General features: G+C 58.7%; 15 protein-coding genes and 1 pseudogene. 10 read left to right on the forward strand and 6 right to left on the reverse strand.

What is annotated here, in order from left to right; genetic code table 11:
- Positions 1–243: 243 nt before the first annotated feature.
- Positions 244–1,737: an aldehyde dehydrogenase gene (locus tag ACYZTY_RS27835; RefSeq protein WP_461956304.1), complete on the reverse strand. Its 1,494-nt coding sequence runs from the start codon at positions 1,735–1,737 to the stop codon at positions 244–246.
- Positions 1,738–1,974: 237 nt separating this feature from the next.
- Here ACYZTY_RS27835 and ACYZTY_RS27840 point away from each other — a divergent pair, with 237 nt between their 5' ends.
- A complete protein-coding gene (locus ACYZTY_RS27840; RefSeq protein WP_461956305.1) occupies positions 1,975–2,337 on the forward strand; it encodes a cupin domain-containing protein in 363 nt (120 codons plus the stop codon).
- Positions 2,338–2,531: 194 nt separating this feature from the next.
- On the opposite strand, the gene rpmG is transcribed toward ACYZTY_RS27840, so the two are convergent.
- On the reverse strand, positions 2,532–2,687 hold the full coding sequence (gene rpmG / locus ACYZTY_RS27845) for a 50S ribosomal protein L33 (RefSeq protein ID WP_007894709.1): 156 nt from the start codon (positions 2,685–2,687) through the stop codon (positions 2,532–2,534).
- Between the two features lie 11 nt (positions 2,688–2,698).
- On the reverse strand, positions 2,699–2,932 hold the full coding sequence (gene rpmB / locus ACYZTY_RS27850) for a 50S ribosomal protein L28 (protein WP_007894701.1): 234 nt from the start codon (positions 2,930–2,932) through the stop codon (positions 2,699–2,701).
- A gap of 445 nt (positions 2,933–3,377) precedes the next feature.
- Between rpmB and ACYZTY_RS27855 the strand changes: the two genes are divergently transcribed.
- Complete coding sequence (locus ACYZTY_RS27855; protein WP_461956306.1) at positions 3,378–4,964, forward strand: ABC transporter substrate-binding protein; 1,587 nt, start codon at positions 3,378–3,380, stop codon at positions 4,962–4,964.
- A 133-nt stretch (positions 4,965–5,097) separates the two neighbouring features.
- Here the strand turns inward: ACYZTY_RS27855 and radC are convergent, their stop codons facing one another.
- A complete protein-coding gene (gene radC / locus ACYZTY_RS27860; protein ID WP_461956307.1) occupies positions 5,098–5,772 on the reverse strand; it encodes a RadC family protein in 675 nt (224 codons plus the stop codon).
- Positions 5,773–5,909: 137 nt separating this feature from the next.
- On the opposite strand from radC, the gene coaBC reads away from it, so the two are divergent.
- From coaBC to ACYZTY_RS27895, 7 genes and pseudogenes are all read left to right on the forward strand, one after another.
- Positions 5,910–7,118 carry a bifunctional phosphopantothenoylcysteine decarboxylase/phosphopantothenate--cysteine ligase CoaBC gene (gene coaBC / locus ACYZTY_RS27865; protein WP_077748581.1) on the forward strand — a complete coding sequence of 403 codons (1,209 nt, stop codon included), beginning with the start codon at positions 5,910–5,912 and terminating at the stop codon, positions 7,116–7,118.
- Between the two features lie 5 nt (positions 7,119–7,123).
- Positions 7,124–7,579: a dUTP diphosphatase gene (gene dut / locus ACYZTY_RS27870; RefSeq protein WP_010465200.1), complete on the forward strand. Its 456-nt coding sequence runs from the start codon at positions 7,124–7,126 to the stop codon at positions 7,577–7,579.
- Positions 7,580–7,939: 360 nt separating this feature from the next.
- Positions 7,940–9,343 (forward strand): annotated as a pseudogene (locus ACYZTY_RS27875) (phosphomannomutase/phosphoglucomutase); the annotation flags it as partial.
- Positions 9,344–9,360: 17 nt separating this feature from the next.
- On the forward strand, positions 9,361–10,266 hold the full coding sequence (gene argB / locus ACYZTY_RS27880) for an acetylglutamate kinase (RefSeq protein ID WP_008007602.1): 906 nt from the start codon (positions 9,361–9,363) through the stop codon (positions 10,264–10,266).
- Positions 10,267–10,455: 189 nt separating this feature from the next.
- Positions 10,456–10,716 carry a hypothetical protein gene (locus ACYZTY_RS27885; RefSeq protein WP_461956308.1) on the forward strand — a complete coding sequence of 87 codons (261 nt, stop codon included), beginning with the start codon at positions 10,456–10,458 and terminating at the stop codon, positions 10,714–10,716.
- An 18-nt stretch (positions 10,717–10,734) separates the two neighbouring features.
- The gene (locus tag ACYZTY_RS27890) at positions 10,735–11,307 is read left to right on the forward strand and encodes a hypothetical protein (RefSeq protein ID WP_461956309.1); all 573 of its coding nucleotides are present in this window, start codon (positions 10,735–10,737) and stop codon (positions 11,305–11,307) included.
- Positions 11,294–11,677, forward strand: coding sequence for a hypothetical protein (locus ACYZTY_RS27895; RefSeq protein WP_461956310.1), 384 nt, complete (start codon positions 11,294–11,296; stop codon positions 11,675–11,677). Before ACYZTY_RS27890 ends, ACYZTY_RS27895 begins: the two co-directional genes overlap by 14 nt.
- A 199-nt stretch (positions 11,678–11,876) precedes the next feature.
- On the opposite strand, the gene pyrE is transcribed toward ACYZTY_RS27895, so the two are convergent.
- Positions 11,877–12,521 (reverse strand): orotate phosphoribosyltransferase, encoded by a 645-nt coding sequence (gene pyrE / locus ACYZTY_RS27900; RefSeq protein WP_461956311.1) that lies wholly within the window; start codon positions 12,519–12,521, stop codon positions 11,877–11,879.
- Positions 12,522–12,603: 82 nt separating this feature from the next.
- Here pyrE and ACYZTY_RS27905 point away from each other — a divergent pair, with 82 nt between their 5' ends.
- Entirely contained in the window at positions 12,604–13,383 is a 780-nt protein-coding gene (locus ACYZTY_RS27905; protein WP_008030595.1) for an exodeoxyribonuclease III, read from the forward strand.
- 171 nt (positions 13,384–13,554) lie between these two features.
- On the opposite strand, the gene ACYZTY_RS27910 is transcribed toward ACYZTY_RS27905, so the two are convergent.
- Complete coding sequence (locus ACYZTY_RS27910) at positions 13,555–13,923, reverse strand: DUF4870 domain-containing protein (RefSeq protein WP_461956312.1); 369 nt, start codon at positions 13,921–13,923, stop codon at positions 13,555–13,557.
- Positions 13,924–13,928: the final 5 nt, after the last annotated feature.

The following is a 13,928-nucleotide window of genomic DNA, read 5'->3' on the forward strand; positions in this document are numbered from 1 at the left end:
TGTGGATAATTTTTGGCACCACACAAAACAATGTGGGAGCGAGCCTTGTGGCGAGGGGATTTATCCCCGTTGGGTCGCGCAGCGGCCCCAAAACCTGCAATAACGGAGTATCAGATACACCGCATGCATCGGTTCTGCGACTGCTTCGCAGCCGAACGGGGATAAATCCCCTCACCACAAAGGCTTGCTCCCACAGGGATTTCTGTATTCGGGAGCCTGATTTGGCAGGCCCCCTTCACTGACTTACAACTTGATCCAGGTCGCCTTCAATTCGGTGTACTTGTCGAACGCGTGCAGCGACTTGTCGCGGCCGTTACCCGACTGCTTGAAGCCACCAAACGGGGCAGTCATGTCGCCGCCATCGTACTGGTTGACCCAGACGCTCCCGGCGCGCAGTGCTTTGGCGGTCAGGTGAGCCTTGGAAATGTCCTTGGTCCACACCGCAGCGGCGAGGCCGTATGGCGTGTCGTTGGCAATCGCAACGGCTTCTTCGGCGGTGTCGAAAGTGATCACCGACAGCACTGGGCCGAAGATTTCTTCCTGAGCGATTTTCATCGCGTTGGTTACGCCGTCAAAAATCGTTGGCTCAACGTAAGTGCCACCGCTTTCCTGAAGCGTGCGCTTGCCGCCAGCCACCAGTTTGGCACCGTCAGCGTGGCCGGATTCGATGTAGGACAGCACGGTGTTCATCTGCTGGGTATCCACCAGCGCACCGACGTTGGTCGCCGGGTCCAGCGGGTTGCCCGGCTTCCAGGTTTTCAGCGCTTCGATCACCAACGGCAGGAAAGTGTCCTTGATCGAGCGTTCGACCAGCAGACGCGAACCGGCGGTGCAGACTTCGCCCTGGTTGAAGGCGATGGCACCGGCCGCCGCTTCGGCTGCGGCTTGCAGGTCCGGGGCATCGGCGAACACGATGTTCGGGCTCTTGCCGCCGGCTTCAAGCCAGACGCGTTTCATGTTCGATTCGCCGGAGTAGATCAGCAATTGCTTGGCGATCTTGGTCGAACCGGTGAACACCAGCGTGTCGACATCGTTGTGCAGGGCCAAGGCCTTGCCGACGGTGTGACCGTAGCCTGGCAGCACGTTGAGCACGCCTTTCGGGATGCCGGCTTCGACGGCCAGCGCGGCAATGCGAATCGCCGTCAACGGCGATTTTTCCGACGGCTTGAGGATCACCGAGTTACCGGTCGACAGCGCCGGGCCGAGTTTCCAGCAGGCCATCATCAACGGGAAGTTCCACGGCACGATCGCGCCGACTACGCCCACAGGCTCGCGAGTCACCAGACCCAGTTGGTCATGGGGGGTCGCGGCGACTTCGTCGTAAATCTTGTCGATGGCCTCACCGCTCCAGCTCAGAGCTTGCGCCGCACCGGGAACGTCGATGTACAGGGAATCGCTGATCGGCTTGCCCATGTCCAGGGTTTCAAGCAGGGCCAGCTCTTCGGCGTGCTGTTTCAGCAGGCCGGCGAAACGGATCATGGTGGCTTTGCGTTTGGTCGGCGCCAGGCGCGACCAGACACCGGAATTGAACGTGGCGCGGGCGTTTTCAACAGCGCGCTGGGCGTCGGCGGCGTCACAGCTGGCAATCTTGCCCAGCAGACGGCCGTCGACCGGGCTGATGCACTCGAAGGTCTCGCTGGAGACGGCATCGGTGTATTCGCCGTTGATGTAGGCACGGCCTTCGATCTTCAGATCGCGAGCCCGTTGTTCCCAATCGGCACGAGTCAGGGTGGTCATTCGAGTGTCCTCCTCTTATTGAATACGAGCGCCCCGCGGTCTTCGCGGACGTCCCCAGGAATTCTGCCCGGCCAGTCTGCTAATCGGCCATGGGCAACCGCCACCCTAAACCAGTGGCCGGGGTTGTTTCAATATATTTGACATAAGGTCGGCAAACGGCCTTGCAGTGTTCATTTTAATAAACATAGACTTTGGGTCTTTTCAGCCATCGCGCCGCAATCACGGGGGATTATAAGAATGAGCATCCAGAACATCGTCGACTTCAGCCAGGCTACTACCGAGCCCGAGCGCTACAGACCGGACCAGGCGAGAATCTTGAAGGGCGACCCCGAACAAGTGGTTTACAACCACTACAACAGCCCTTGTGGCCAGTTGAATGCGGGCGTGTGGGAAGGCGCCGTCGGGCAGTGGCATGTGAACTTCACTGAGCACGAATACTGCGAAATCGTTCAGGGTGTTTCAGTGCTGCGCGACAACGATGGCAACAGCAAAACCGTGCGTGCGGGTGATCGTTTTGTGATCCCGGCCGGGTTCCGGGGTACTTGGGAAGTGCTGGAAACGTGCCGCAAGATTTATGTGGCGTTTGAACAGAAGGCCTGAAGATTTGTGTTGTTTGGACCGACGCTATCGCGAGCAGGCTCGCTCCTACAGTTGACCGCATTCCAATGTAGGAGCGAGCCTGCTCCGGGCGGCGTTCCGACGATGAGTCCCTGACAAGCACCGCATAATCCACAGGCAACAAAAAAGGCCCGTATCTCGCGATACGGGCCTTTTTCGTAAGAGGGAAAAATCAATTACTTGATTTTGCCTTCCTTGTAGATCACGTGCTTGCGAACAACCGGATCAAATTTCTTGATCTCGATTTTGTCCGGGGTAGTACGCTTGTTCTTGTCGGTAGTGTAGAAGTGACCAGTACCGGCGCTCGAAATCAAACGAATCAATTCACGCATGATTAGCTCCCTTAGATCTTGCCGGCTTTGCGGATTTCGGCCAGCACGACAGTGATGCCACGCTTGTCGATGATACGCATGCCTTTGGCAGATACGCGCAGACGCACGAAACGTTTCTCTTCTTCAACCCAGAAGCGGTGATGCTGCAGGTTCGGCAGGAAACGACGACGGGTTTTGTTGTTTGCGTGGGAAATGTTATTCCCAGTCACCGGACCCTTACCGGTAACTTGACATACTCTCGACATGCCTCAGCCCTCTAAAACCACATGCCCAACCCGGCATGGGTTGGCCGCTTAATCTCTCAGTCATTTGGCGCCAGGCGCCGCGTTTCTTTAGAGGTCTTACCGGCTACACCTACAGTGAAGGAACCGGGCCCCTAGAAAAGAGCGCTGCTTTATACCAGAAAGACTGAAGAGCAACAACATTCCGTGTGCACGGACTTGATAAAAACCCCGTTTTTCGAGCTGCGAGCGCCTTGGATAAAGGCTGTCATCGATAGAGACCGCTCGTCGCAGAGAATCGGCTAACCGGCCAATCCAGGATTTTTTCAGCCAGCACTCACCGAAAACAATCGCCCATAGTCCCCTGAAAATGAAAAAGGGGATAGTCATTTGCAAAAGAGCCCACTAGGGTAGGCCTTTTCCAGACTGCACTTGCAGATGGGCCTTCGATCTGTAAAGGAATCCGACCATGCGCCTCGCTGCCCTACCGCTGCTGCTCGCCCCTCTTCTGCTGAGCCCATTGGCCCATGCCGCCGCCCTGAGCGTCTGCACCGAGGCCAGCCCGGAAGGGTTCGACGTGGTGCAATACAACTCGCTGACCACCACCAATGCCTCGGCCGACGTGCTGATGAACCGCCTGGTGGACTTCGATACGGCCAGCGGCAAAGTGGTCGCCAGCCTCGCGGACAGCTGGGAAGTCACGCCCGATGGCCTGACGTATGTGTTCAAGTTGCACCCGCAAGTGAAATTCCACCGCACCGAGTACTTCAGCCCGACGCGCGAGCTGACCGCTGAAGACGTGAAGTTCAGCTTCGACCGCATGCTCGACCCGGCAAACCCTTGGCACAAGGTCGCCCAGAGCGGCTTCCCGCACGCCCAGTCGATGCAGTTGCCAGCGCTGATCAAGAAGATCGACGCACTCGACCCGTTGACCGTGCGTTTCACCCTAGATCATCCGGACTCGACCTTCCTCGCGACCCTGAGCATGGGCTTCGCCTCGATCTATTCCGCCGAATACGCCGACAAACTGCTGAAGGCAGGCACGCCCGAGAAGCTCAACAGCCAGCCGATCGGCAGCGGCCCATTCGTTTTCACGCGTTTCCAGAAAGATGCCTCGATTCGCTACAAGGCCAACCCGGACTACTTCCGTGGCAAGCCTTCAGTGGACCCGCTGATCTTCGCCATCACGCCGGATGCCAACGTGCGCTTGCAGAAACTGCGCCGCAACGAGTGCCAGATCGCCCTGTCGCCCAAACCGTTGGACGTACAGGCCGCGCTGAAAGAACCGACGTTGAAAGTCGAAAAGACTGACGCCTTCATGACCGCATTCGTCGGCATCAACAGCCAGCATCCGCCGCTGGATAAACCTGAAGTGCGTCAGGCGATCAACCTCGCGTTCGACAAGGCCAACTACGTCAAAGCCGTGTTCGAAGACACCGCCGAGGCCGCCAATGGCCCGTACCCGCCCAACACCTGGAGCTACGCCAAAGGCTTGCCGGGCTACCCGCACGACGTCGAAAAGGCCCGGGCATTGATGGCCAAGGCCGGGTTCAAGGATGGCTTCCAGACCACCATCTGGACCCGCCCTTCCGGCAGCACGCTGAACCCCAACCCAAGCCTCGGCGCTCAATTGCTGCAGTCCGACCTCGCAGAAATCGGTATCCAAGCCGAAATCCGGGTGATCGAATGGGGCGAGCTGATCCGCCGCGCCAAGGCCGGTGAGCACGACCTGCTGTTCATGGGCTGGGCTGGTGACAACGGAGACCCGGACAACTTCCTCACACCGCAGTTTTCCTGCGCCGCGGTCAAGTCCGGTACCAACTTCGCCCGTTACTGCAATCAGGACCTGGACAAGTTGATCAGCGCCGGCAAGACCACCGGCGAGCAAGGTGTACGCACCAAGCTCTACGAACAGGCTCAGGCGCAGATCCAGCAGCAGGCGCTGTGGCTGCCGCTGGCTCACCCGACTGCCTTCGCGCTGACGCGCAAGGACGTCGAGGGCTACTCGGTCAGCCCGTTCGGCCGCCAGGACTATTCGAAGGTCAACATCAAATAACCCGCCCTACACAAAACCTGTAGGAGTGAGCCTGCTCGCGATTGCATTCTTTCAGTTACCGGACAAGGTGACTGACACGACGCCATCGCGAGCAGGCTCACTCCTACATGGGGTTTGTCTTCTCCCGTCAGAGCTACATCCACCCATACTCCGCCATCGACAGCGGATCGCCGTCCCCAATGATGAAATGGTCGAGCACCCGCACATCAACCAGGTCCAGCGCCTCTTGCAGGCGTTTGGTCAGCAATCGATCGGCCTGACTGGGATCGGGATTGCCCGACGGATGGTTATGGCAGAGGATCAATGCGGCGGCGTTGTGGGCCAAAGCGCGCTTGACCACCTGTCGCGGGTACACGCTGGTGTTGTCGATGGAGCCGCGAAACAGCACCTCGAACGCTAGCACCCGGTGTTTGGAATCCAGAAACAGGCAGCCGAAGACCTCATGCGGCTCGTGACGCAGCATCGACTTGAGATAGTCCCGCACCGCCAGCGGGCTCTCCATCACCGAATCACGCCGTAACCGTTCTGCCAGATGCCGGCGAGCCATTTCCAGCACAGCCTGCAACTGCGCGAACTTTGCTGGCCCAAGTCCGAGCTCACTGCTGAAGGTCCGAAGGTCGGCCTCGAGCAACGTGCGCAGGCTGCCGAATTGCTGCAACAGATGCCGCGCCAAATCCACCGCGCTTTTGCCGGACACGCCGGTTCGTAGAAAGATGGCCAGTAACTCGGCGTCCGAAAGACTCGCCGAACCCTGCTCCAGTAACTTCTCCCGCGGCCGCTCCGCCGCCGGCCAATCGCGAATGCTCATAGCACCTCCATGTGTGTTTGGGCGCCGCTGTTCCATAGCGGTCGCTGTGATATCGTAGCCCATCTTTTTTGCGAGCGATTTCACTCCTGGGGAGGGGGTATCGCCACGCAGTCATCAACGAAATGAAAGGCAGACCTATGCAGCGGCTGTATCGGAAACGCATCGTTCTGGGCGTCGGCGGCGGTATTGCTGCCTACAAGAGCGCCGACCTGGTTCGCCGCCTGATCGACCAAGGCGCCGAAGTGCGCGTGGTCATGACCCGTGGCGGCAGCGAGTTCATCACCCCGCTGACCATGCAGGCCCTGTCCGGCCACCCGGTTCATCTGGACCTGCTGGACCCGGCGGCTGAAGCTGCCATGGGTCACATCGAACTGGCCAAATGGGCCGATATGGTACTGATCGCCCCGGCGACTGCGGACCTGATCGCCCGTCTGGCCCAAGGCATTGCCGACGACCTGCTGACCACGCTGGTGCTGGCCACCGACGCCGTGGTCGCCGTTGCCCCGGCGATGAACCAGGCGATGTGGCGCGACCCGGCAACCCAGGCCAACCTGCAAACCCTCGAAAGCCGCGACATCAAAGCCTTTGGCCCAGCCTCCGGCAGCCAGGCCTGCGGTGACGTCGGCCTGGGCCGCATGCTCGAAGCCGTCGAACTCGCCCAATGCGCGGCGGACTGCTTCAAGCGTCAGGCATTGACCGGCAAACACGTGCTGATTACCGCCGGCCCGACCCAGGAAAACATCGACCCGGTGCGCTACATCACCAACCACAGCTCCGGGAAAATGGGCTTTGCCTTGGCCGAAGCCGCAGTGGAAGCCGGCGCCCGCGTCACGCTGATCACCGGCCCGGTGCACCTGCCGACCCCGGATCGCGTTACCCGCATCGACGTGGTCAGCGCTCGCGACATGCTCGCTGCCTGCGAAGCCGCGATTCCCTGCGACCTGTTTATCGCCTCGGCAGCGGTCGCGGATTACCGCCCGGAAGTCGTCGCCCCACAGAAACTCAAGAAAGACCCTACGAACGGCGACGGCTTGTTGCTACAGATGGTGCGCAACCCAGACATTCTGGCCACCATCGCCACGCGCCCCGACCGTCCGTTCAGTGTCGGTTTCGCCGCCGAAACCGAACACTTGCTCGATTACGCTGCACGCAAGTTGAAAGACAAGAACCTCGATTTGATCGTCGCCAACGACGTCGCCAACCCGAGTATTGGCTTCAACAGCGAAGAAAACGCCTGCAGCGTGATCGACCGTGAGCTGCACGCCACACTTTTCGCCCAGACCAGCAAGAGCAAGATTGCTCGCCAGCTGATCACTTTTATCGCCGAACGTCTGAACCAGGTTTAATTTACATGCACGCTTTGCAAGCCAAGATCCTCGACCCCCGCATCGGTACCGAATTCCCGCTGCCGCAGTACGCCACCCCAGGCTCCGCCGGCCTCGACCTGCGCGCCATGCTGGAAAAAGACACCGTGATCAAGCCGGGCGAAACCCTGCTGATCCCTACCGGCCTGTCCGTCTACATTGGCGATCCAGGCCTGGCGGCGCTGATTCTGCCGCGCTCCGGCCTGGGCCATAAACACGGCATCGTGCTGGGCAATCTGGTCGGTTTGATCGACTCCGATTACCAGGGGCCGCTGATGGTTTCGTGCTGGAACCGTGGCCAGACCGACTTCAATATGGTGGTTGGTGAACGTCTGGCTCAACTGGTCCTGGTGCCGGTGGTTCAAGCGCACTTCGAGATGGTCGAAGAATTCGTTGAAACCGAGCGTGGTGCCGGCGGTTTCGGGCATTCCGGCAGCCACTGATTGGATAGATGACAACCTTGTGGTGAAGGGGCTTGTGTGGCGAGGGAGCTTGCTCCCGCTTGAGTGCGTAGCACTCACAAAAATCGGTAATGACTGACAGGTTTTTGGGGCCGCTTCGCAGCCCAGCGGGAGCAAGCTCCCTCGCCACAGGTACGGGCCCTGCTGAAATTTGCACAACGCTCAGCTGGAAGTTTTACCGCCGAAAATCAAGGCATTGACCGGTCATTACCTCGCAAACGCAGGTGGCATGGCCTTTACACACCACGAACTCTCAGTGGAAAACGCCGTCATATCCTTCAGTTTGCGCCTGCTGACGAGTTCTTCGCAGACAGGTCCAGCCACCTTCGAGATGGAGCATTTCCAGTAATGAGCAGCCCAGCCCAAGTCGCACCCAAGTTCCCCGACAGCATCTTCCGCGCCTATGACATTCGCGGCACCGTCCCGGAATTCCTGAACGCTGAGACCGCTTATTGGCTCGGTCGCGCCATCGGCGCCCAGAGCCTGGCCCAGGACGAACCGAACGTTTCCGTTGGCCGCGACGGTCGACTCTCCGGCCCGGAACTGGTCGAACAATTGATCAAAGGCCTGGCCGACAGCGGTTGCCACGTCAGCGACGTCGGCCTGGTGCCAACCCCGGCGCTGTACTACGCCGCCAACGTACTGGCTGGGAAATCGGGCGTGATGCTGACCGGCAGCCACAACCCGTCGAACTACAACGGTTTCAAAATCGTCATCGCTGGCGACACCCTGGCCAACGAACAGATCCAGGCCCTGCACGACCGCCTCAAGACCAACAACCTGAGCAGCGGCAAGGGCAGCGTCACCCAGGTCGAGATCCTCGACCGCTACAACACCGAAATCGTCCAGGACATCAAACTGGCTCGTCGCCTGAAAGTCGTGGTCGACTGCGGCAACGGCGCGGCCGGCGTGATCGCCCCGCAATTGATCGAAGCGTTGAACTGTGAAGTCATCCCGCTGTTCTGCGAGGTGGACGGCAACTTCCCGAACCACCATCCGGACCCGGGCAAGCCTGAAAACCTCGTGGACCTGATCGCCAAGGTCAAGGAAACCAACGCTGACCTCGGCCTGGCCTTCGACGGCGACGGCGACCGCGTCGGCGTGGTGACCAACACCGGCAGCATCGTCTACCCGGACCGCCTGCTGATGCTGTTCGCCCGCGACGTACTGGCGCGCAACGCTGACGCGGAGATCATCTTCGACGTCAAATGCACCCGCCGCCTGACGCCTTTGATCAAGGAATACGGTGGTCGTCCGCTAATGTGGAAGACCGGTCACTCGTTGATCAAAAAGAAAATGAAACAAACCGGCGCCCTGTTGGCCGGCGAAATGAGCGGGCACATCTTCTTCAAGGAGCGCTGGTTCGGTTTTGACGACGGCATTTACAGCGCTGCGCGTCTGCTGGAAATCCTCAGCAAGGAAAAATCCACCGCGGAAGAGCTGTTTGCGACCTTCCCGAACGATATTTCTACGCCGGAAATCAATATCCATGTGACCGAAGAGAGCAAATTCAGCATCATTGATGCATTGCACGACGCGAAGTGGGGCGAAGGCGCCGACCTGACCACGATCGACGGCGTGCGAGTCGACTATGCCAAAGGCTGGGGCCTGGTTCGCGCGTCCAACACCACACCGGTGCTGGTGCTGCGCTTCGAGGCCGATGACGAGGCTGAATTGCAGCGCATCAAGGACGTTTTCAAAGTCCAGTTGAAACGTGTTGCACCTGATCTCCAACTACCGTTCTGATTCACCCGGAGCCCTGAATGACCCTCGAACGCGAAGCCGCCGCCAACACCGCCAAGGTCCTTTCCGAAGCGTTGCCTTACATCCGCCGCTATGTCGGCAAGACGCTGGTGATTAAATACGGCGGCAACGCGATGGAAAGCGAGGAGCTGAAAACCGGCTTCGCCCGCGACATCGTGCTGATGAAAGCTGTCGGCATTAACCCGGTGGTGGTTCACGGCGGCGGCCCGCAAATCGGCGACCTGCTCAAGCGTCTGTCGATCGAAAGCCACTTCATCGATGGCATGCGCGTGACTGACGCGCAAACCATGGACGTCGTGGAAATGGTCCTCGGCGGCCAGGTCAACAAGGACATCGTCAACCTGATCAACCGTCATGGCGGCAGCGCCATCGGCCTGACCGGTAAAGACGCCGAGCTGATTCGTGCGAAGAAACTCACCGTAACCCGTCAGACGCCGGAGATGACTCAACCGGAAATCATCGACATCGGCCAGGTGGGCGAAGTGGTCGGCATCAACACCGACCTGCTGAACCTGCTGGTCAAAGGTGATTTCATTCCGGTGATCGCGCCAATCGGCGTTGGCGCCAACGGCGAGTCGTACAACATCAACGCTGACCTGGTGGCCGGCAAAGTCGCCGAAGCACTGAAAGCTGAAAAGCTGATGTTGCTGACCAACATCGCCGGCCTGATGGACAAGTCGGGCACCGTCCTCACGGGCCTGACCACCCAGCAAGTCGACGACCTGATCGCTGACGGCACGATCTACGGCGGCATGCTGCCGAAGATCCGTTGCGCGCTGGAAGCGGTTCAGGGCGGCGTCGGCAGCTCGTTGATCATCGATGGTCGGGTTCCGAATGCAATTCTGCTGGAAATCTTCACCGATACCGGTGTGGGTACTTTGATCAGCAATCGCAAGCGTCACTGATTCAAGCACGTCAAAAGATCGCAGCCTTCGTCGGCACCTACGGATGTACGAATATTCTGTAGGAGCTGACGAAGTCCGCGATCTTTTTTATGCGCGCCGGAAACGTCCGACCTGACTCAGCGAAACGTCCGACATCCCGCCACCAATAGTCCGCATAGGATCTTCCCTGTATCCACAGGAGAACACCCCATGCAAAAAGATTACGTTCCATATGGCAGCGATGTTGCAGCAGGCACCTTTGAATGCGTGGACTGCGGACATCCGTATTCGAATCAGGCAAAAACCTCGATCCCGCCCTGCCCCTATTTCAAAAAAGACACTCATACGCGCAAAGGCTGGAAGGTGCTGACCGGCCAGGGCGACGCCGTGATTGATCCCTATCCGGAAAAAGCCGTCAAGCCCGCCGGGATCAAACAGGTCGAAACCTCCAGCCCTGCCAGAAAAAAATAGCGCCGGAGGCACTGAGCCATGCAGATCTCGTTCACGATCGATGCCCAGGCTTTCGAGCAGGAGCAAAAGGAACCGGTCAAAAAGACTTTGAGGATTTCCGACAACGAAATCGCTCACGCCCTGCAGCGAATAGCCAAGGCAAGTCTGACCGAATACTTGAAAATGCTGGTCGAAGGAGGCATGCCCAGCAGAGCGGATGAGGCCAAGCAGGATCGCTTGCTGTATCTGATTCAAAGCTACTTCGGGCAGACGTTGCCGACTGAATCGCAAATATCGACGATCTTCCAGCTGACCCAAAGCCAAAGCAAAACCCTGCTGAAAAACACGGTCTCACGCTTTCGCAACCAACTGGACGAGATCTTGCGACACAGCATGCGCGCCGTGATCGAGTCTGCGGAACATGCTCAGACCGTGTATCTGGTAGTGATCAGTTCGGATGTCATCCGCGATGAACTGAACATGCTGATCACACAGAACGAGCCGACCTTCAAACCCATCATCAAACGCAAAGGCAGTGCCGGGCAATTCGAGATCAGCGAAGATTCCCACGCGCTGTTGTGCCAGACACTCGGCCTGAATGCCGTTCAGTGACATCGTCGCGGTCAGTGGCTTGCTGCTGACCCTGACCACCTTCATGTTCAACCTGGCTTGGCCGAAGTTGCATGAAGCGTTGGGGCTGGATGAAAGCCAATCAGGCCCGCAGGCCAGGAAACGCGGCAGGGCAAAGGTGATCAATGTCTTGCTCGTCTGCGCGCTGCCCATGACCAGCGCTTTCATGGCGCTGTTCTACGTCAATCTACCGGCCGCCGTCCGAGTCATGAGCAGCAGCACACTGGATCTGTGGGATTTTGACGTGGATCGAACGCTTTACGTGTTAGTCGTCCTGGCGCTGCTGGTGTTTGCGTTGTTCAACTTGGGATTGGCACTAAAACTGATCGGTAAATGGCGAAGGCTGCACTGATGCCACAAAAAAAGACCCCGCTCAGACTGGCTGAGCGGGGTCTTTTTTGCGTTCGATCCCTGTGACAATCCACCTTCTGTGGCGAGGGAGCTTGCTCCCGCTTGAGTGCGCAGCACTCACAAAATCCTTGGGTCTGCTACGCAGCCCAGCGGGAGCAAGCTCCCTCGCCACACAAACACGCAACCACAAGGGATTATGGTCAGACGCCGAATTGTGCGCGGTAGGCTTCAACCGCTGGCAAATGCTGTTTGAGCTGCGGGTCATCCGCGAGGAATTCCAGTACCTGGTTCAGCGAAACAATGCTGATCACCGGGATACCAAAATCACGCTCCACTTCCTGGATCGCCGACAACTCGCCGTTGCCACGCTCCTGACGGTTCAAAGCGATCAAAACGCCCGCAGCCTTGGCGCCGTCCTGGGAAGCGATGATCTGCATCACCTCGCGGATGGCGGTGCCGGCGGTGATCACGTCGTCGATGATCAGCACTTCGCCGGTCAACGGTGCGCCGACCAGACTTCCGCCTTCGCCGTGGGCCTTGGCCTCTTTGCGGTTGAAGCACCATGGCAGATCGCGGTCGTGATGTTCGGCCAGGGCCACAGCGGTGGTCGCCGCCAACGGGATGCCTTTGTAGGCAGGGCCAAACAATACGTCGAACGAAATGCCGCTCTCGACGATGGCTGCCGCGTAGAAACGACCCAACTGCGCAAGGGCCGAACCCGAGTTGAACAGCCCGGCATTGAAGAAGTAAGGACTGGTGCGCCCGGACTTCAGGGTGAACTCGCCGAAGCGCAAAACGCCGCGATCAATGGCAAAACGAATGAAATCGCGCTGATACGTTTGCATGAAAAAAACCCCAAATACCACGGATTTAGCTAATTAGGTTGACGCCGTGTATCATACACGCACGCGATTTTTGGGGCCATTTATGCGGATCATCAGTGTGAACGTCAATGGTATTCAGGCTGCAGTGGAGCGAGGTTTGCTCAGTTGGCTGCAAGCACAGAATGCCGACGTCATCTGCCTGCAGGACACCCGCGCCTCCGCCTTTGAACTGGACGATCCAGCCTTCCAACTGGATGGCTACTTCCTTTATGCCTGCGAAGCCGAAGTTCCCGCCCAGGGTGGCGTGGCTTTGTATTCGCGGTTGCAACCGAAGGCAGTCATCAGCGGTCTCGGCTTCGAGACGGCCGACCGCTACGGGCGCTACCTGCAAGCCGATTTCGACAAGGTCAGCATCGCGACCTTGCTGCTCCCTTCGGGGCAGAACGGCGATGAAGACTTGAACCAGAAGTTCAAGCTAATGGACGACTTCGCCCGTTATCTGGATAAACAGCGACGCAAACGTCGCGAGTACATTTATTGTGGCTCGCTGTACGTGGCGCAACAGAAGCTGGATATCAAGAACTGGCGCGACAGCCAGCAATCCCCGGGCTTCCTGGCACCTGAACGTGCCTGGATGGACGAGATTGTCGGCAACATGGGCTATGTAGACGCCCTGCGTGAAGTCAGCCGCGAAGGCGACCAGTACAGCTGGTGGCCGGACAACGAACAGGCGGAAATGCTCAACCTGGGCTGGCGCTTCGATTACCAGATACTGACCCCGGGCCTGCGCCGCTTTGTACGCAGCGCACGCCTGCCACGTCAGCCACGGTTCTCGCAGCATGCACCGCTGATCGTGGACTACGACTGGACGCTGACCATCTAAGCGTCGTTTCGCAGACACAAAAAAGCCGACATCGTTGTCGGCTTTTTTGTGCGCAATGACTCGACCCTGTAGGAGCGAGGCTTGCCCGCGAAAGCGATTTAACAGTCGACATTTATGCCGGATGTGACGGCCTCTTCGCGGGCAAGCCTCGCTCCTACAGGGCGGTGTCGCCTACTTGATCAACCGCCACGTGAACGGATACCGATACGGCACCCCTTCATTGGCTTTGACGCCAGCAATGATTGTCAGCACCAACGCACCAATCGCCACCAGACCGAACATGAAGAACCCGATAATCACCACCATCAGCAAGAAGCAGATGGCAGAGGCAATGGCGACGGTGATTTGAAAGTTCAGCGCCTCCTTGCCCTGAGCATCGACAAACGGGTCCATCTCGCGCTTCATCTGCCAGAGGATCAGCGGGCCGATCAGCGTACCGAACGGAATCCAGATCCCCAGCAAGGCGGACAAGTGACAAAACATTGCCCACTGCCGAACTTCTTTGCTCGGGATGGGAAGTAGCTGCTGCTCGTCACTCATGGTGT

The sequence above is a fragment of the Pseudomonas sp. LB1P83 genome, from assembly GCF_054897885.1.